At 71.7% G+C, this 15,764-nt stretch carries 17 protein-coding genes; 8 read left to right on the forward strand and 9 right to left on the reverse strand.

Translation table 11 applies throughout. The features are described from left to right. Window positions 1-41: 41 nt before the first annotated feature. From ACWFR3_RS14535 to ACWFR3_RS14545, 3 genes are all read right to left on the reverse strand, one after another. Window positions 42-533, reverse strand: coding sequence for a glutathione peroxidase (locus tag ACWFR3_RS14535; RefSeq protein ID WP_453734893.1), 492 nt, complete (start codon window positions 531-533; stop codon window positions 42-44). Between the two features lie 108 nt (window positions 534-641). Continuing rightward, window positions 642-1,187, reverse strand: a complete 546-nt coding sequence (locus ACWFR3_RS14540) for a hypothetical protein (protein WP_453734894.1) — start codon at window positions 1,185-1,187, stop codon at window positions 642-644. A 12-nt stretch (window positions 1,188-1,199) separates the two neighbouring features. After that, entirely contained in the window at window positions 1,200-1,988 is a 789-nt protein-coding gene (locus tag ACWFR3_RS14545) for an ABC transporter permease (RefSeq protein ID WP_453734895.1), read from the reverse strand. Window positions 1,989-2,157: 169 nt separating this feature from the next. Here ACWFR3_RS14545 and ACWFR3_RS14550 point away from each other — a divergent pair, with 169 nt between their 5' ends. The 3 genes from ACWFR3_RS14550 (at window position 2,158) to ACWFR3_RS14560 (ending at window position 4,756) form a co-directional block, all read left to right on the forward strand. Next, entirely contained in the window at window positions 2,158-3,243 is a 1,086-nt protein-coding gene (locus ACWFR3_RS14550) for an S-(hydroxymethyl)mycothiol dehydrogenase (RefSeq protein ID WP_453734896.1), read from the forward strand. Then, on the forward strand, window positions 3,243-3,872 hold the full coding sequence (locus tag ACWFR3_RS14555) for an MBL fold metallo-hydrolase (protein ID WP_453734897.1): 630 nt from the start codon (window positions 3,243-3,245) through the stop codon (window positions 3,870-3,872). The genes ACWFR3_RS14550 and ACWFR3_RS14555 overlap by 1 nt, the downstream gene beginning before the upstream one ends. A gap of 164 nt (window positions 3,873-4,036) precedes the next feature. Beyond that, window positions 4,037-4,756, forward strand: a complete 720-nt coding sequence (locus ACWFR3_RS14560; protein ID WP_453734898.1) for a DUF2470 domain-containing protein — start codon at window positions 4,037-4,039, stop codon at window positions 4,754-4,756. Here the strand turns inward: ACWFR3_RS14560 and ACWFR3_RS14565 are convergent. Then, a complete protein-coding gene (locus ACWFR3_RS14565) occupies window positions 4,727-5,017 on the reverse strand; it encodes a hypothetical protein (RefSeq protein ID WP_453734899.1) in 291 nt (96 codons plus the stop codon). The genes ACWFR3_RS14560 and ACWFR3_RS14565 overlap by 30 nt on opposite strands. Window positions 5,018-5,160: 143 nt before the next feature. On the opposite strand from ACWFR3_RS14565, the gene ACWFR3_RS14570 reads away from it, so the two are divergent. Beyond that, window positions 5,161-6,414, forward strand: a complete 1,254-nt coding sequence (locus ACWFR3_RS14570) for an amidohydrolase family protein (RefSeq protein ID WP_453734900.1) — start codon at window positions 5,161-5,163, stop codon at window positions 6,412-6,414. Then, window positions 6,407-6,988 (forward strand): isochorismatase family protein, encoded by a 582-nt coding sequence (locus ACWFR3_RS14575; protein WP_453734901.1) that lies wholly within the window; start codon window positions 6,407-6,409, stop codon window positions 6,986-6,988. The genes ACWFR3_RS14570 and ACWFR3_RS14575 overlap by 8 nt, the downstream gene beginning before the upstream one ends. A 19-nt stretch (window positions 6,989-7,007) precedes the next feature. On the opposite strand, the gene ACWFR3_RS14580 is transcribed toward ACWFR3_RS14575, so the two are convergent. From ACWFR3_RS14580 to ACWFR3_RS14595, 4 genes are all read right to left on the reverse strand, one after another. Continuing rightward, window positions 7,008-7,793, reverse strand: a complete 786-nt coding sequence (locus tag ACWFR3_RS14580; protein ID WP_453734902.1) for an SDR family NAD(P)-dependent oxidoreductase — start codon at window positions 7,791-7,793, stop codon at window positions 7,008-7,010. A 17-nt stretch (window positions 7,794-7,810) separates the two neighbouring features. Beyond that, window positions 7,811-8,503 (reverse strand): TetR/AcrR family transcriptional regulator, encoded by a 693-nt coding sequence (locus ACWFR3_RS14585; RefSeq protein WP_453734903.1) that lies wholly within the window; start codon window positions 8,501-8,503, stop codon window positions 7,811-7,813. A 53-nt stretch (window positions 8,504-8,556) separates the two neighbouring features. Continuing rightward, window positions 8,557-10,167, reverse strand: coding sequence for an alpha-amylase family glycosyl hydrolase (locus tag ACWFR3_RS14590; RefSeq protein WP_453734904.1), 1,611 nt, complete (start codon window positions 10,165-10,167; stop codon window positions 8,557-8,559). Window positions 10,168-10,229: 62 nt separating this feature from the next. Next, window positions 10,230-11,417, reverse strand: a complete 1,188-nt coding sequence (locus tag ACWFR3_RS14595) for a lactonase family protein (protein WP_453735026.1) — start codon at window positions 11,415-11,417, stop codon at window positions 10,230-10,232. Between the two features lie 398 nt (window positions 11,418-11,815). On the opposite strand from ACWFR3_RS14595, the gene ACWFR3_RS14600 reads away from it, so the two are divergent. Then, window positions 11,816-12,223 carry an STAS domain-containing protein gene (locus ACWFR3_RS14600; protein WP_453734905.1) on the forward strand — a complete coding sequence of 136 codons (408 nt, stop codon included), beginning with the start codon at window positions 11,816-11,818 and terminating at the stop codon, window positions 12,221-12,223. Window positions 12,224-12,251: 28 nt separating this feature from the next. Beyond that, window positions 12,252-12,956, forward strand: a complete 705-nt coding sequence (locus tag ACWFR3_RS14605; RefSeq protein WP_453734906.1) for a L,D-transpeptidase — start codon at window positions 12,252-12,254, stop codon at window positions 12,954-12,956. Between the two features lie 39 nt (window positions 12,957-12,995). On the opposite strand, the gene ACWFR3_RS14610 is transcribed toward ACWFR3_RS14605, so the two are convergent. After that, window positions 12,996-14,816, reverse strand: coding sequence for a choice-of-anchor A family protein (locus ACWFR3_RS14610; protein WP_453734907.1), 1,821 nt, complete (start codon window positions 14,814-14,816; stop codon window positions 12,996-12,998). 246 nt (window positions 14,817-15,062) lie between these two features. Here ACWFR3_RS14610 and ACWFR3_RS14615 point away from each other — a divergent pair, with 246 nt between their 5' ends. Continuing rightward, window positions 15,063-15,761, forward strand: a complete 699-nt coding sequence (locus tag ACWFR3_RS14615; protein ID WP_453735027.1) for a TNT domain-containing protein — start codon at window positions 15,063-15,065, stop codon at window positions 15,759-15,761. The last annotated feature ends 3 nt before the right edge of the window (window positions 15,762-15,764 follow it).

A 15,764-nucleotide genomic window follows, 5' to 3' on the forward strand; every position in this document is an offset into this window, starting at 1 on the left:
GGCCAGTGCCGGTGTGCCGCGCCTTCGCCGGTGCGACCGATTTACTTCGGCAGGTTCGCCTCGATCGCGGCGATGACCTCGGGAGCGTCCGGCTCGGTCTTCGGGCCGAACCGGGCTGCCACGTCGCCGTTCGGGCCGATCACGAACTTCTCGAAGTTCCACCTGACATCGCCGGTGTGCCCCTCGGCGTCCGCCGTGCCCACGAGGTTCCCGTACAGCGCGTGCCGGCCGGCGCCGTTCACGTCGACCTTCTCGGTCATCGGGAACGTCACGCCGTACGTCGCCGAGCAGAACTCCGCGATCTCCTCGGACGTACCCGGCTCCTGGCCCATGAACTGGTTGCAGGGCACCCCGAGGACGCTGAAGCCCCGGTCCGCGTACTGCTCGTGCAGGCGCTCGAGACCCGCGTACTGCGGGGTGAGACCGCACTTGGAGGCGACGTTGACGATGAGGACGGCCTTGCCGAGGTACTGGTCCAGGTTCGCCGAGCCGCCCTGGAGGCTGTCGATTTCTACTGCGTCGTAAACAGACATGATCCGGAGCCTACGCGCCGGTACCGCGCGCTGCGCCACGCCCGTGGCCGGCCCTCTGTCGCACACGAGCGGCACCCTTTGCGCGGGCCCGTACGCCGCCTGCGTCGCCTACGCCGACAGTTCGGCTCGCCACTGGCGCGGCCATCCTCCCGAGGGCGGGGGAGAGCCGCCGATCCCGAGATCGGCTCGCGCGCTCTCGTAGAACCGGTCGCGTGCGGCGCTGGCTATCTGGTGCGCTCTGGTCCAGTCACCCGGCGCGCTGACGCCTTCCCGTACGAGAAGCTCTATGGTCCACACCGCTTCGTGCCACTTCCGGGCCGCCGCGATCGTGGGAGAGTCCCCGACCAGCAGCATCGATTCCCACTCGGCCGCGCGATGGGACTCGGCCTCGGCCAGTTCGTCGAACCCGCGGTCGGGTTCCAGCGGGTCGGTCACGTCCGAGTAGCCCAGGGCCGCGCCGATGCGCTGGGCGATCCGCAGCTGCACCTTGAGGACGTTTCCGTAGCGGCTGTACGTCTCGAACCGCTTCTCGTCCCATCGCTCCAGCTTCTGTATCTTCCACTTCCGCCGTTCGGTCAGGCTCTGGGCCGCGTAGGACCCCACGGAACCCACCACGACACCGATCAGCGCGGGCAATTGGTCTGCAAGCGACATGGTCCCCCCTCGTCACGCCAAGATAGTTGCCGTCCGGTTCAGGCGCCCGCAGGCCACCAGCTCGACGGTCGCGGCCACCGCGATCGTCTGGACCGCCATGAGGGCGATCAGCACGAACAGCTGGACCGCGCCCGCCAGGACGGGCGACGCCCCGCCCAGGAGCATGCCGACGAAGGCTCCGGGCAGCGTGACCAGGCCCACCGTGCGGGTCTGGTCGAGTCCGGGCAGCAGGGCGTCCGAAGCGGCGGGGCGGATCACCTCCAGGCGGGCGTCCCTCGCGAGCAGGCCGAGGGCCAGGCCCGCCTCGAACTCGCCCTTGCGGGAGTCGAGTTCGTCCAGCGCCCGGCGCCCGCCGAGGACCGTCGCCGTCAGCGCGCCGCCGATCAGGATGCCGGTCACGGGAATCATCGCGATGCCGCGCACCGGAAGCAGCCCGGCCAGGGTCAGGCCGGCGACCACCGGGACGACGGGGCCCGCGACCGGCACCGCCGCCCACCACCAGCTGCCGTTGGAGGTGATGCGGCGGCCCGCGGTGCGCGCGGCGACGGCGATCATGAGGAGCAGGAAGGCGAAGAGCGCCGCGATGTGGTGGATCACCCAGCCGATCGCCAGGGACACCACGCCCAGCTGGGCGGCCGCCCGCACCCCGGCCACCAGGATCTCCCGCGCCCTGCCGTACGAGCCGTCGGGGGAGAGGCGGAACACGGCGGCCGTCGTGGCCGCGGCGAGCAGCAGGACGAGCAGCGCCGCACCGAGCGTCGCGTTGACCGGCAGCAGGGCCTGAGCAGCGAGATCGCGCACGGGCCCACCCTAGGCGCCGCCGCGCCCCGCAGATCGGGATCGGCACGAACCGATGATCGGAACTCGTGCGTCCGGGGTCGTCGCGAGCGGGCCCGGTCTGTGAGGATGCGGGAGGAACCATGTGATGCCGGACGAGCATTTAACGCCGGAAGAAAGAAGGACTGACCTCATGGCGCAGCAGGTACAGGGCGTGATCGCGCGCGCGAAGGGCGAGCCGGTACGGATCGAGACGATCGTCGTGCCGGACCCGGGGCCCGGCGAAGCCGTGGTGAAGGTGCAGGCCTGCGGGGTCTGTCATACCGACCTGCACTACCGCGAGGGCGGCATCAACGACGACTTCCCCTTCCTCCTCGGCCATGAGGCGGCGGGCGTGGTGGAGTCGGTCGGCGAGGGTGTCACGGAGGTCGCGCCCGGCGACTTCGTGGTCCTCAACTGGCGTGCGGTGTGCGGCCAGTGCCGCGCCTGCCTGCGCGGGCGGCCCCAGTACTGCTTCGACACGCACAACGCCAAGCAGAAGATGACCCTCGCGGACGGCACCGAGCTCTCGCCCGCGCTCGGCATCGGTGCCTTCGCGGAGAAGACCCTGGTCGCCGCCGGGCAGTGCACCAAGGTCGACCCGGCCGCGTCGCCCGCCGCCGCGGGACTCCTCGGCTGCGGGGTCATGGCCGGGATCGGCGCCGCCATCAACACCGGCAACGTGGGCCGCGGTGACTCGGTCGCCGTCATCGGCTGCGGCGGCGTCGGCAACGCGGCGGTCGTGGGCGCGCGGCTCGCCGGAGCCGCGAAGATCATCGCCGTGGACATCGACGACAAGAAGCTCGAGACGGCCAAGAGCCTCGGCGCCACGCACACCGTCAACTCCCGCTCGGCCGACCCGGTCGAGGCGGTCCGCGAGCTGACCGACGGCAACGGCGCCGACGTCGTCATCGAGGCCGTCGGCCGCCCGGAGACGTACGAGCAGGCCTTCTACGCCCGCGACTTGGCGGGCACGGTCGTCCTGGTCGGCGTGCCGACACCGGACATGCGCATCGACCTGCCGCTCCTGGACGTCTTCGGGCGCGGCGGCGCGCTGAAGTCGAGTTGGTACGGGGACTGCCTGCCCTCGCGCGACTTCCCGATGCTCATCGACCTCTACCAGCAGGGGCGCCTGGACCTGGACGCGTTCGTCACGGAGACGATCGCGCTTGCCGACGTGGAGAAGGCCTTCGAGCGGATGCATCACGGGGATGTCCTGCGTTCGGTGGTGGTCTTCTGATGGCCGCGCGCATCGACCACCTGGTCACCTCGGGCACGTTCTCCCTCGACGGAGGCACCTGGGACGTCGACAACAACGTATGGATCGTGGGCGACGACAGCGAGGTCGTCGTCATCGACGCCGCGCACGACGCGGACACCATCGCGGCCGCGGTGGGGGAGCGGCGGGTCGTCGCCATCGTGTGCACGCACGCCCACGACGACCACATCGACGCGGCCCCGGCGCTCGCCGATCGCACGGGCGCGCCGATCCTGCTGCACCCCGCCGACGCGGAGCTGTGGAAGCAGACCCACCCCGACCGTGCCCCCGACGGTGAGCTGTCCGACGGGCAGGAAATCGGCGTGGCGGGCATCGAGTTGAAGGTGCTGCACACCCCGGGCCACTGCCCGGGGGCCGTCAGTCTCCACGCGCCTGCCCTGTCCACGGTCTTCACCGGCGACACGCTCTTCGCGGGCGGTCCCGGCGCGACGGGCCGGTCGTTCAGCGACTTCCCGACGATCGTCGACTCGATCAGGGACCGGCTCCTGACGCTGCCCCCCGAGACGGTGGTGCGGACCGGGCACGGCGACAGCACGACCGTGGGCGCGGAGGCGCCTCACCTGGAGGAGTGGATCGCACGCGGCCACTGACCGCCTCGCCTGACATGAGCGACATCAAGTGACGTACGCGACCGGGCCGCTGCCCGGTCCGCCCGAAGGCCCCGCGCGATTCGCCGCGCGGGGTCTTATCCGTACTGGCCCTGCTCCGCGATCTCCGATAAGTTAGGCAAGGCTTACCTAATGGAGGTTCAAGGATGGGTGTCCGTCACGCCAGCATGTCCGTGCCCACCGCCGCGGCACGCGCTCGCTCACTGCTCACCACCGCGTGGTCCTGCGCGGTGACCACGGAGATCGGCCGGGATGAGCTCGTCGGCGCGCACAGCGTCACGCCGGAGGGTATCCTCCTGCTGTCCCCGCCCCCCGACAGCGCCCTTGCCACCGCGATGATCTGCGCACCGCGCGGCGAACCCTCCACCCTGGTGGAGTTCGCCGACGTCGCCCCCGTGCCGGTCAGGGACCGCATCCGGGCCCGGCTGTGGCTCTCGGGATCGCTGGTACCCGACGGGGAGGGATTCATCTTCGCGCCGACCTGCGCCGTGCTGCACGACTCGGCGGGCGGCCGGATCGGCATCGACCTCGACGAACTCGCCCTGGCCGCCCCCGATCCGCTGGCCGAGGCCGAGGCGCGGCTGCTCACCCATCTCGCCGACGCGCACGAGGACGCCGTCGAGCAGCTGACCCGGCTCGTGTGCGCGGACAGCCTGCACGGTGTGGTGCGCGTACGCCCGCTCGCCATCGACCGCTACGCGCTCACGCTGCGCCTGGAGAAGGCCCGCAGCCAGGCGGACGTGCGCCTCGCCTTCGACGAGCCCGTCGAGGACATCGCCCAGGTCACCGAGCGCATGCACCTCCTGCTCACCAAAGCCCGGCACCTGCGCCGCCCCCTACTGCGCCCCACGCCCCCCGACGCCTGAATTGGCCGACTTCATGGACCGCAGCGCGAGCACGAGCACCCCGATGTCGTCGAGGAACACCGGATCGGGCAGCAGATCGGCCGGCAGGACGAGATAGGCGACCGCGGCCCAGAACACCCACTGGCGCTCGACCGGCAGCCCCGCCCTGCGCAGATCGCGGCGCGCACGGACGAGACGTACGAGCAGCGCGACGGCGACCGCGAGTGTCGCGACCGCGAGGATCGCGCCGGCCACAAGGAGGACCGTGACTTCCGTGCTCATCAGACCCTGACCTCCGTCCTGCGACGTCCTGTGCGGGCACTCGGCCCCAGGCTATGGGTACCCGCGGGACGCCGCGCGAACATCCCGTCCCGCCCTTCGGCGCGGGACGTTCTCCCCTCACATGACGGACTTTCTGCCCTCCCATGACGGACGATGGAGGCCGGCATCACCGCCAGCTCCTCCAACTCCTTCCCGGAAAGGCAGAGATGAGCCAGACGCTGATCACGGCAGGGCGGGTTCTGACCGGGCCAGGTGGCCGGCACGTCATGGACGGCGCCGTCCTGACCGAGGGCACGGACATCGTCGCCGTGGGCGTCAGGGCCGAGATCGAGCCCCTGGCACGCGGCGTGTCGCAGCGGTACGCACTGCCCGACGCCACGGTGCTTCCCGGCCTCATCGACGCCCACGTCCACCTGGTCTTCGACGCGAGCAAGGACCCCGTCGCGGTGCTGGACGCGCACAGCGACACCACCCTGATGGCGGCGATGCAGGAGCGCGCGCTGCAGTTCGTGCGCAGCGGCGTCACCACGGTGCGCGATCTGGGCGACCGGGGCCGCGTCACCCTGCGCCTGCGCGAGGAGATCGCCGCGTCCCGGGTGCCGGGCCCGCGGATCGTCGCCGCCACCACACCGCTGACCGTGAAAGGCGGCCACTGCTGGTTCCTGGGCGGTGAGGTCGAGGGCGAGGGCGAGATCCGGGCCCTGGTGCGGCGCAACGCCGAACTCGGCGCGGACGTCATCAAGGTCATGGCCACCGGCGGCGGCCTCACCCGGGGCGGCCCCGCCACCTGGCAGGCCCAGTTCGACGCCCCCGATCTCCGCGTGATCGTGCGTGAGGCGCACCGGGCGGGGCTGCCGGTCGCCGCCCACGGACACGGGACGGCGGGGATCGTGGCCGCCGTGATGGCGGGCGTCGACACCATCGAGCACTGCACCTGGATGACGCGCAAGGGGTTCGACCTGCGCGAGGACGTGTTGGACACCATCGTCGCCAAGGGCATCCGGATCTGCCCGACCATCAGCCCGAACTGGCGGATGCTGCCGATGTTCTTCGGCGAAGAACGGGCCAGGGCGATGTTCGACCAGGTCCGCACGATGGCGGAGCACGGCGCGCGGCTGATCGCCGGGACGGACGCGGGCGTCCAGCGCGCGGGCTGCGACGGGCTCGCCCAGAGCCTCGGTTTCTATCAGCACCTGGGCATCGAACCGCACCGCATTGTCGACATGGCGACCACGGAGGCCGCCGCTGCCCTGGGCATCGCCGACCACGTCGGACGTCTGGCCGACGGATACCGCGCCGACCTGATCGCGGTCCACGGCGATCCGCTCGCGGACGTCGCGGCCCTGGGGGATGTACGGCTGATCATGGCGAACGGCAAGATGGTGGACCATGAGTGAGAGAGCGTCACACACCACGCCCCCCGTCCAGGCGCTGATAGTGGTCGACATGCAGAGCGCCTTCGTCACGGGCGACGCCGCCGTCCCCGACGCGGCCCGCGTCCTCGACCGGACGACCGACCTGATGACCCGCGCCCGCGCCGCCGGTGCGCTGGTCGTCCAGCTCCAGAACGACGGTGGGCCGGGAGCCGACGACGAACCGGGCACGCCCGGCTGGGAGATCCACCTGCCGGTGGACGCCGACCGGGGCGAGGTCCTCATCCGCAAGACCGTCGACGACGGCTTCGAGGGGACCCCGCTGCGCGAACTCCTCGCCGAGTCGGGCGTGAGCGACCTCGCCATCTGCGGGGTGATGTCCGAGATGTGCGTGTCGGCGACCGCGCGTACGGCCCTCGACCTGGACTTCCGTGTGGTCCTGCCGCACGACGCGCACGCGACGCAGGACATCCCCGCCGCCGAGGGCATCAGCGACATGGTCCCGGCGGCGACGGTGTCCCGGGTGGCCGAATGGGCCCTCGGCGACGAGGTCGAGATCGTCGCGAGGGCCCGGGACGTGCACTTCACCAAGCCGTAGGCCCGGTGGCGGCCAGGGGTCAGCGGGCGGTGTACGCGCCGTCCACCAGGTGGTAGCTGCCGTGGATGAACGAGGCCCGCTCCGAGAGCAGGAAGACGATCAGCTCGGCGACCTCCTCGGAGTGACCCAGGCGGCCCGCCGGGTGCAGCGAGACGAGCGCGTCGTAGTCGTCCTTGTTCATCTTCTGCAGCAGCGGGGTGTCTATGAAGCCGGGGCCGACCGCGTTCACGCGGATGCCCTTCGCGGCGTACTCGGCGGCCGCGGTCTTGGTGAGGCCGACGACACCGTGCTTGGCGGCGACGTAGGCGGGGGAGCCGGCGAAGCCGACGGAGCCGAGGATCGAGGCGACGTTCACGATGGCGCCCGCGCCCGCGGCCTCAAGGACCGGGAGTTCGTAGCGCATCGAGTAGAAGACGCCGTCCAAGTTCGTGCGCACGACACGGTTGTAGACGTCGATGTCGTACTCGCCCGTCGGCTTGCTCTCCCCGCCGATGCCCGCGTTGTTGACCGCGAGGTGAAGCCCGCCGAACGTGTCGACGGCGAACCGCACGGCGGCCTCGACGGAGGCGGGCTCGGTGACGTCGACGGCGACCGCGGCGGCCTTGATGCCCTCCGCGAGGAGCTCGGCGGCGGCCTTCTCGGCGCCCTCGGCGTTGTAGTCGGCGATGACGACGTTCGCGCCGCCGGCGCCCAGGCGGCGGGCGGTGGCGAGGCCGATGCCGGAGGCGGCGCCCGTGACCAGGGCGGTCTTGCCCGCGAACTCGGTGGCGTAGTCGGGGACGGTGGTGGCGGGGGTGGTGCTCATGGTGCTTTTCACTTTCCTCATCCGATGTGCGGGGCGGCCAGTGCTGCCTCCCCGGTCAGGACGGCGTAGGCCTGCTCCACATGTGCGGCGAGGTCTGCGTCGTTCTCGTGCCCGCCGCGCGCCCAGCTGCGCAGGGCGGCGGTCAGGACCCCGGCGGCGGCGCCGACCACGACGGCCGGGCGCTGGTCCCTGCCGGGGTCGGTGCCGAGCCGGTCGGCGATGATGCGCACGGACTCGTCCTGGGCGTCGACCCGGACGCGCTCGTACGCGGCGAACAGCGCGGGCTCCGTGTCGACGAGGGCGAGCAGCTCCCGCCGCCGGCCCCGGCGGTGCAGGGCCGGAGCCTCCTCGGCGGTGAGCCAGTCCCGCACGGCCGCGTGATAGGCGGCCAGCGGGGGCTCATCGGCGGGACGGGCGCGCAGGGCGGCGTTGATGCGGTCGCCGTCGGCGCGGGTGAAGTCGAGCGCTGCGGCCTCCTTGCCGCCGAAGTGGCGGCTGAAGGTGCGGCGCGTGACATCGGCGCGCTCGGCGATGGCCTCCACGGTGACGGCCGCCAGGCCGTGCTCCAGGATCAGCTCGATGGCCGCGTCGGCGAGCGCTTCCCGGGTCTGCCGGGCCTTGCGCTGCCTGCGGTCCTCGCCGCCGCGCTCCGTGGCCGGGGCCCCGGGGGCCGCCGGGGCTCCTGAGCCGGATTCCGTCGCCTTGTTCATGTCTTCGACTGTACACCTCTGGTGTCCCAATGGGACATCTGTCCCGCCGGGACTCAAGCAGAGACCGGTGCGGGCCCCAGATCAAAGACGCCGTACCCGAATCCCTGCGCCGTGACGACGCCGCTCCCGGTCGTCACGCCCTCGGCCTCCAGGGCCTGCGGACCCGCCCCCTCCGCGAGGGCGGTGGGGAACGCCGCCGGGGTGCTGCGGGGATTGACCACCACGAGGAAGCGCCCGCCCCGCACGTACACGAACGGATAGCCCTCGTGCAGCACCTCCACCGAGCCGTCGGGGCCCAGTTCCGGGGTGGCCCTGCGCAGGGCGATCAGGCGGCGCACGAGGTGCAGCAGGGAGCCGGCGTCGGCCCGCTGGGCGGCGACGGCGGGGCGCCGCGGGTCGGGGTCCACCGGGAGGTAGAGACGGTCGGCCGGTGCGGTGGAGAAACCGGCGTTGGCGCTGTCGTCCCACTGCATGGGAGTGCGCGAGCCCGCCCGGTTGTAGCGGGGGCCGAGCACGCTGCCCTCGGTGTCCGGGAGCCCGGGGAGGTAGCGCATGCCGATCTCGTCGCCGTAGTAGATCGCCGGGAGCGTGGGCCAGGTGAGCTGGAAGGCGAAGGCCGCCGGGAGCTGCCCGGCGGTGCGCGGGCCGCAGTTGAGGCGGGAGAAGTCGTGGTTGGCGGTGGGCAGCGAGATGTGCCCGGCATCGCCGACGGCCTCGCGGGCCGCCCGCCACGCCTCGACGAACGGACGGGCCGAGCCCTTGCCGCCGGGGTCGAAGAAGCAGTCGAGCGGATCCCACCCCTCGTCGGCCGTGCCCTCGCCGTTGTTCCACAGGGAGCGCAGCGGGCCGCCGTTGGTGGGGCCGCCGAACTGCAGGAAGAAGTCGGCGTGGAACCCGGCGGGGACGGACACGGCCGGATCGCCCCACTCCGAGAGCAGCACCGCATCCGGATGGGCGGCGTCCAGCCAGCCGCGCAGCTCCGTCCACACGGCGGCGGTGGCGCCGCGGTCCGGGTCGTCCTTGACCAGGGAGTGCGCCATGTCGACGCGGAAACCGGCGAGGCCCAGACTCAGCCAGTGGTCCATGACCTCGCGCAGTGCGGCACGGTTGGCCCGCGGTCCCTCGGCGTCGACGGGCAGGCGCCACGGCTCGGCCGGATCCATCCGGGCGTAACCGAAGTTGAGGGCGGGCTGGAAGTCGAAGAAGTTCGGCAGATAGGCGCCGGGGCGGCTGCCCGGCGACCGCACGAATCCCTCGGGACGGCCCTGCGGCGCCCAGATGTAGCGGTGGTCGTCCGGGTCGTCGGCCGCGGCGGCGAACCACGGGTGCCGGTCGGAGGTGTGCCCGGCCACCAGGTCGAGCAGGACGCGGATGCCGCGCCTGCGCGCCTGTGCCACCAGCTCGGCCAGGTCGTCGTTCGTGCCGTAGCGGGGCGCGACGGAGAGGTAGTCGCTGACGTCGTATCCCGCGTCGCGGAACGGCGAGGCGAAGCACGGGTTGATCCAGACGGTGTTGACCCCCAGCCAGGCCAGGTGGTCCAGATGGGCGGTGATGCCGTTGAAGTCGCCGATGCCGTCGCCGTTCGAGTCGGCGAAGGACTGCGGGTAGATCTGGTAGAAGACGGCGTCGGAGAGCCAGGAGGGGGCGGGGGCGAAGGAAGTCATGGAAGGGGTGCGGCCTTTCCCTCGTGCGGATGCGGTGCCCGGGCAGTCAGGTCGTGCGCGTCCTAGAGCGGCAGCGCGCACACGGCCACGGGGGCGGCGAACGGCTCGCCCGTCAGGCTCAGCCGGCCATCGCCCGCCACCTTCAAGACGCTCACCGAGTTCGACTTCTGGTTCGCGGCGAACAGCAGAGACTCGGACGGCGAGAAGGCGATGTGCCGGGGGAAGTCCCCGCCGACGGGGACCGTGTCGAGCAGCCGCAGCCGGGCGCCGTCCGCCTCGACGGCGTACCGCGTGATGCTGTTGTGCCCGCGGTTGGCGAGGAAGGCGAAGCCGCCCTCGCGCGTGACGAGCAACTGCGCCGGATAGCTGGTGCCTTCACCGGTGCCGGTGGACTGCGGAGCACCGGGAGTCAGCCGCCCGCTCGCCGGATCGTACGCGCAGACCACCACCGTGTTGTCGAGCTCGTTGGCCAGATACGCGAAGCGGCCGGACGGGTGGAAGGTGAGATGGCGCGGCCCGGCGCCCGCTCGCAGGGCGGCGTACGAGACCTGGCTGAGCTTTCCCTTCTTCGTGTCCAGGCGGTAGCTGTAGACGGCGTCGGTGCCCAGGTCGACGGCGAGGACATGCCCGCCGTCGGGACTGGTGACGATCTGGTGGGCGTGCGGACCGTCCTGCCCGGGGCCGGGAGGCGGGCTGGAATGGGTGGCCAGGTCGCTCAACTCGCCCAGTGCGCCCGAGGTTTCGATGGGATGGACGGCCACGCTTCCGGAGCCGTAGTTGGCGCTGAGCAGCCAGCGTCCGCCCGGGTGCACGGACAGATGACAGGGCCCGGCGCCACCGGTGCCGCGCGCCCCCAGGACCTCGGGGCCGCCGGACGCGAGCGCGATCGCGGTCACGCCGCCCTGCTCCCGTTCGTTGACGGCGTAGAGGGTGTTGCCCGAGGGGTGGAGGCAGAGGTAGGAGGGGTCGGGTACGCCGGTCAGTGTGCCGGTGCCGGTGATGCGCCCGGTCGTCTCGTCGTACGAGGCCAGGCCCAGGCCCGTGCCGCCGCCGGGTTGCGTGGTGTACGTACCGAGGAACAACTGCCCTGTGCGGCGCGGCGGCCGGGCGGCGCTAGGGGCGGACAGGGTGGCGGCGGAGGCGGGGGCCGGTGCGGCGACGGCGGCGGCAGCGGTGGCGGCGACGGCTCCGATGAACCGTCTCCGGCCCCATGTGCCCGCCGCGGGCGACCCGTCTGACCCGCTGTTCATCCCTGCCGCCATGTCCGCTCCTCGGGTGTCGGTAGTGACGCGTGTGGACGTACGGCAGACAGCGTGGTCCCTGCCATCCGCCCGATCAAGGGGACCGTCGGCAGGTGGCAGGGCGTGCGGCCGGGTGTCACGGCCCCGGGGACGTGACGCCGGGTCGGTGTCACATACAGCGTATGAAATACGGAGAGTAACTATGGCCAACAAGTGGCGAATATGCGCCGCACAGTGACCAGTGCTGCCCCCCGGAGGTATGAACTGGCTCTGAGCGGGCAAGATGTAGGTGCCATTCGCGGTGCCGCCCCAGACCCCGGCGGCGTCGGGCGCCGGCCCACGGGCCGCGCCGCTCGCGTTGTCGTAACTCTTCGTATGCGGGGTGTAGTGAGTTTAGGGGGTGGATCATGGGCACGCCCGACCCGGGCTTTGGGCTGCATCACCGTGTGGTGGACGGATCGATCATTCTGACGTTCAGGGGCGAACTCGACGCCTGGGCGGACCAGGAACTCTCGCCGCGCATAGCGGAGTTAATGGCCCGGCCGGACGAGGACGTCGTGGTGGACCTGCGGCAGGTGACGTTTCTGGACGCCGGCGGACTGCGGCTGCTCGTGCGCATCAAGGGGCAGGCCGCGGCCAGACGGCGCCCTCTTCGCCTGGTGCGCAGCAGTCCGCGCGTATGGCGGGTGCTGCGCATCACTCGGCTCGACCGCAGCTTCACCGTCCTGGACGTCTTGCCCGCCGACCTGGAGGCGCCGGACGAGACCGACGACCACGAGGGAAACTATGAGGGAAACCTGAACAGACCAGCCTAGAAAGGGAGCAAGTGGCAAATCTGATTACATGATTCGCCGAAGCTGCACCCTCTCCGTCTCCCTCTCCGTGTCTCTTGCCGCGACCGTCCTGTTCCTCGCCCTGCCCGCCGCCCCCGCAGCCGCGGCGACCGCCCGCCCGGAACCGCCGTGCACCGCCGGTACGGCCCCCTACCAGCGCGAGCTGGAGCAGGAGCTGGGCAGACCGGTCGACGGGGTCCAGTCGCCGGAGGACTGCGCGGCGATCCGGCGGTTGCAGCGCAAGCTCGGGGTCTCACCCGCCGACGGGCTCGCCTCGCTGCGCACCTACCGGACGATGGTCGCCGACCAGGTGCGGCGCGACCCCGCCGCCCGCAAGGGCTGTCCGTCCCGGGCGTACCGAGTGGTCTGTGTGGATCTGACCCGGCAGATCCTCTGGGTCCAGGTGAACCGGCGCCTGGTCTTCGCGCCGGTGCCGGTGCGCACCGGGCGCGACGGCCTGGAGACGCGGCTCGGCTGGCACCGCATCTACTGGAAGCACCGGGACCACTTCTCGACGATCTACAACGTGCCGATGCCCTACGCCCAGTTCTTCAACGGCGGCCAGGCCCTGCACGGCACTCGGCACGACCTCTTCTCCTCCGGGTCCGGCGGCTGCGTGAACCTGACGGTGCCGGACGCGAAGCGGCTCTACGCGCTGCTGCAGAAGGACGACCGGGTCTACGTGTGGGGCACGAAACCCGGCACCGGCGGCTGATCGGCCGTCATCCGCCGGTGCGCGGGCATCACTTACGGCTCAGCCCTTGCCGCCCTTGCCCGCGTCACCCCGCTTGTTGCTGATCCGGACGGTGACGCCCTTGGCGGCGTTGTCCTCGGTCAGCCGGTAGGGGCCGGTGACCGCGGGGGAGGGCAGGCGATAGCCGTCCGGCACCGCGGTCTCCTTGAGGTAGTAGGAGCCCGGGGGCTGGTCGGGGAAGTCGCAGCGGCCCCGGCGGTCCGTGGCGCACCCCTGGCCCCTGCGGGTGTCCGGGTCGGCTCCCGCGGTCTGCAGGCCCGTCCTGCCGTTGGTTTCGCGCCACAGTTCGAACACGGCCCCCGCCAGCGGGCGGCCGCTGGTGCGGTCCGTCTTGATGACGTGCAGGGCGCCCACCGGGTCGACGACGGGCGTCTTCTCGTTCTCCGCGGTCACCTCGACGCCCTCGCGGGCGTTGGCCTCGGTCACCACGAGCGGACCGAAGGAGGCCGGTGAGGGCAGGTCGTACCCGTCCGGGGCCTTGGTCTCCACCCAGTAGTACGTGCCGAGCGGCACCGACCTGCGGCACTCGCCCCGGGCGTCCGTGGTGCACGGGGAGCCGATCCGGTCATCGGGGTCGTCGCCGGAGGTCTGCACCCCGGAGACCCCGTTGGTCTCGTGCCAGAGCTCGAAGACGGCGCCCGGAAGGACCTTGCCGTCCGCCGCGTCCTTCTTGGTGACCTCGACCGAGCCGGTCTCCGTCGGCGCGGCCCCGCACTCGGGCAGGTCGCCCACGAAGGGATAGTTGTGGAACTCCTGGCCGCCTCCGCCGCTCTCCGAGCTGGTGTGGGTGATCGAACCGGCGGAGAAGAAGCGGCCGTTGATGCCGGGCAGGCTGACCGTCGTGTCCGAGGAGTTCTGGCCGATCAGCATGCTGCCCTGGAACTGCCCGGTGCCCTTGAGCTCCAGGTCCGTCACGTCGGGAAAGTTCCACAGCAGGCGCTCGCGCAGTGCGTTGAGCGGATCCGTCGCGTCGTCGATGCCGCCGCTGTAGGTGTTGATGACCCGCCGCGTGCCGAGGACGTTGACCAGGACCGTCGCCCCGTCCGGGATGTTCGCGAACCGCACGCCCTCCTGTCCGCCGCTCGCGCCGGCCAGGTCGAAGTCGACGTTGAACACCTGGCGCGCCGATGTGCCGTCCCCGGTGAACAGGGTCTCGCCGCCCGCGTGCACGGCCGTGCCGGTCGGCGTCCGGGTGCCGTTCTCCCCGTGCGCGTAACACTGGCTCGCCGCGCTCAGCTGACCGCGCAGCGCGGTGTAGGGCGCCGCCGCGTCCGGGTCCCGGGGCGTGTCCCGGGCCAGGATCGTGCCGCTCGCCGCGCCCGCGTGGCGTACGACCCCCTGCTCCGCGAGGAGCCGCTGGCCGTCGGCGACCGTGACGTCGCCCCCGGTGGTGAGCCAGTCGGAACCGACCGGGGGCGCGACCCGGGAGCCGACGCCAGCCTCGCCGATGTTGTATACGGCGCTGACTCCGGCCCTCTCGTTCTGGTCGAAGTCGCCCAGGACGACGACACGTCCCTCGGCCTCCGCCGCGCTCCCGCGCACCAGGAAGTCACCGCCCGCGAAGATGTTGATCGCGTTGTCCCGGTAGCGGATCGTGCCGTTGGTGACGGGCGGGTACGGGCCCGAAGGGCAGGTACCCGGTACACAGGGGCCGAGCCCGCCGGGCAGGGGAGCAGCGGCCGCTGCCCGGCCGGCCGGTGGGTCCCCGGCCGACGCGAAGGCGTTCCCCGCGGGGAACACCGGGACGGACGCGGCGGCGAACGCGCAGGCCAAGGTGGTCAGCAGGCGTCCGGTGCGCTGCGGGCGGAACAGTGCGGGCATGTCGATTACCAGCTCCTCAGCCGATAGGAAAGGCTCCTCTTCGGCAGCTTGCGACACCCGCCCGCCGGGCCCGGCGCGGCAGGCCGCGCCCTCCCGGGAACCCGCCGAACTTCCACTCTCCCGGCGGGCCCGATTCGGCCATCGCGACGGAATCCGGTAACACAAAGCCACTGGATGGATACGGTGTGCGAGATGTTCTTCGTTTCCCGTGGACAGGCGAGGAGTTTGCGAGTGGACCGCAGTTCTGTGATCCGGATCCGTACCGTTCTGGCGGCGCTGGGTGTGGCAACCGCGATGGCGGCCGCTCCTACCGCGACGGCGGCGGGGCAGGCGGATCAGAAGTCGGCGGCGGCGCCGGCGGGGTCGTCATCACCCTCGGTGCGGCACGAGCCCTGCACCGGCGAGTTCCACAAGGACGCACGCCTCGGTCCGAAGTGGCTCCCCAAGAAGTGGCAGGAACCGGTCGGACCGCTGCTCAAGGGGTGGAAGCGCACGGGCGGCCTCTCGCCGTCGGCCTTCCTGAAGAAGTACTGGGAGGGCCCCGCCGAAACGGGCAGTTGGAAGTACCCGCCGAACGACGGCTTCGAGACGGTCAACGGCCGGGTCGACAAGCATCCCGAGGAACTGGAGAAGGGCGAGCTCCTCGACCGCTTCGGATCCGAGTACGGCTCGTTCCTGGCCCCGGCGGGCGACTCGTACGCCGAGCGGGCGCTGCCCCCGCAGAATCTCAACACCCGTGACGCCGCCGTCGCCTGCGACTACCGCGTCTACAAGGTGAGCAAGCCGTTCCACGTCTGGCAGGGCGGCATCGCCCCCTGGTTCGCGCAGCCCGGCGGCGGGCAGCAGGTCAAGCTCGACCCGGTCTTCCTGGATCCGGGCGAGGGGCAGCGCCTGAACGTGAAGTGGCTGCTGGAGCACGGCTACCTCGAGCCGGCGAACGGCTAGCGC

The organism is Streptomyces sp. NPDC055189 (assembly GCF_053606765.1).

What these genes read in the sequence shown, in the direction of transcription:
- ACWFR3_RS14595 (WP_453735026.1), bottom strand. Translation starts at nt 11,417, where the DNA reads ATGAACAGCGGGTCAGACGGGTCGCCCGCGGCGGGCACATGGGGCCGG.
- ACWFR3_RS14550 (WP_453734896.1), top strand. Translation starts at nt 2,158, where the DNA reads ATGGCGCAGCAGGTACAGGGCGTGATCGCGCGCGCGAAGGGCGAGCCG.
- ACWFR3_RS14570 (WP_453734900.1), top strand. Translation starts at nt 5,161, where the DNA reads ATGACGGACGATGGAGGCCGGCATCACCGCCAGCTCCTCCAACTCCTT.
- ACWFR3_RS14575 (WP_453734901.1), top strand. Translation starts at nt 6,407, where the DNA reads ATGAGTGAGAGAGCGTCACACACCACGCCCCCCGTCCAGGCGCTGATA.
- ACWFR3_RS14565 (WP_453734899.1), bottom strand. Translation starts at nt 5,017, where the DNA reads ATGAGCACGGAAGTCACGGTCCTCCTTGTGGCCGGCGCGATCCTCGCG.
- ACWFR3_RS14560 (WP_453734898.1), top strand. Translation starts at nt 4,037, where the DNA reads ATGGGTGTCCGTCACGCCAGCATGTCCGTGCCCACCGCCGCGGCACGC.
- ACWFR3_RS14535 (WP_453734893.1), bottom strand. Translation starts at nt 533, where the DNA reads ATGTCTGTTTACGACGCAGTAGAAATCGACAGCCTCCAGGGCGGCTCG.
- ACWFR3_RS14590 (WP_453734904.1), bottom strand. Translation starts at nt 10,167, where the DNA reads ATGACTTCCTTCGCCCCCGCCCCCTCCTGGCTCTCCGACGCCGTCTTC.
- ACWFR3_RS14540 (WP_453734894.1), bottom strand. Translation starts at nt 1,187, where the DNA reads ATGTCGCTTGCAGACCAATTGCCCGCGCTGATCGGTGTCGTGGTGGGT.
- ACWFR3_RS14555 (WP_453734897.1), top strand. Translation starts at nt 3,243, where the DNA reads ATGGCCGCGCGCATCGACCACCTGGTCACCTCGGGCACGTTCTCCCTC.
- ACWFR3_RS14610 (WP_453734907.1), bottom strand. Translation starts at nt 14,816, where the DNA reads ATGCCCGCACTGTTCCGCCCGCAGCGCACCGGACGCCTGCTGACCACC.
- ACWFR3_RS14600 (WP_453734905.1), top strand. Translation starts at nt 11,816, where the DNA reads ATGGGCACGCCCGACCCGGGCTTTGGGCTGCATCACCGTGTGGTGGAC.
- ACWFR3_RS14585 (WP_453734903.1), bottom strand. Translation starts at nt 8,503, where the DNA reads ATGAACAAGGCGACGGAATCCGGCTCAGGAGCCCCGGCGGCCCCCGGG.
- ACWFR3_RS14580 (WP_453734902.1), bottom strand. Translation starts at nt 7,793, where the DNA reads ATGAGCACCACCCCCGCCACCACCGTCCCCGACTACGCCACCGAGTTC.
- ACWFR3_RS14605 (WP_453734906.1), top strand. Translation starts at nt 12,252, where the DNA reads ATGATTCGCCGAAGCTGCACCCTCTCCGTCTCCCTCTCCGTGTCTCTT.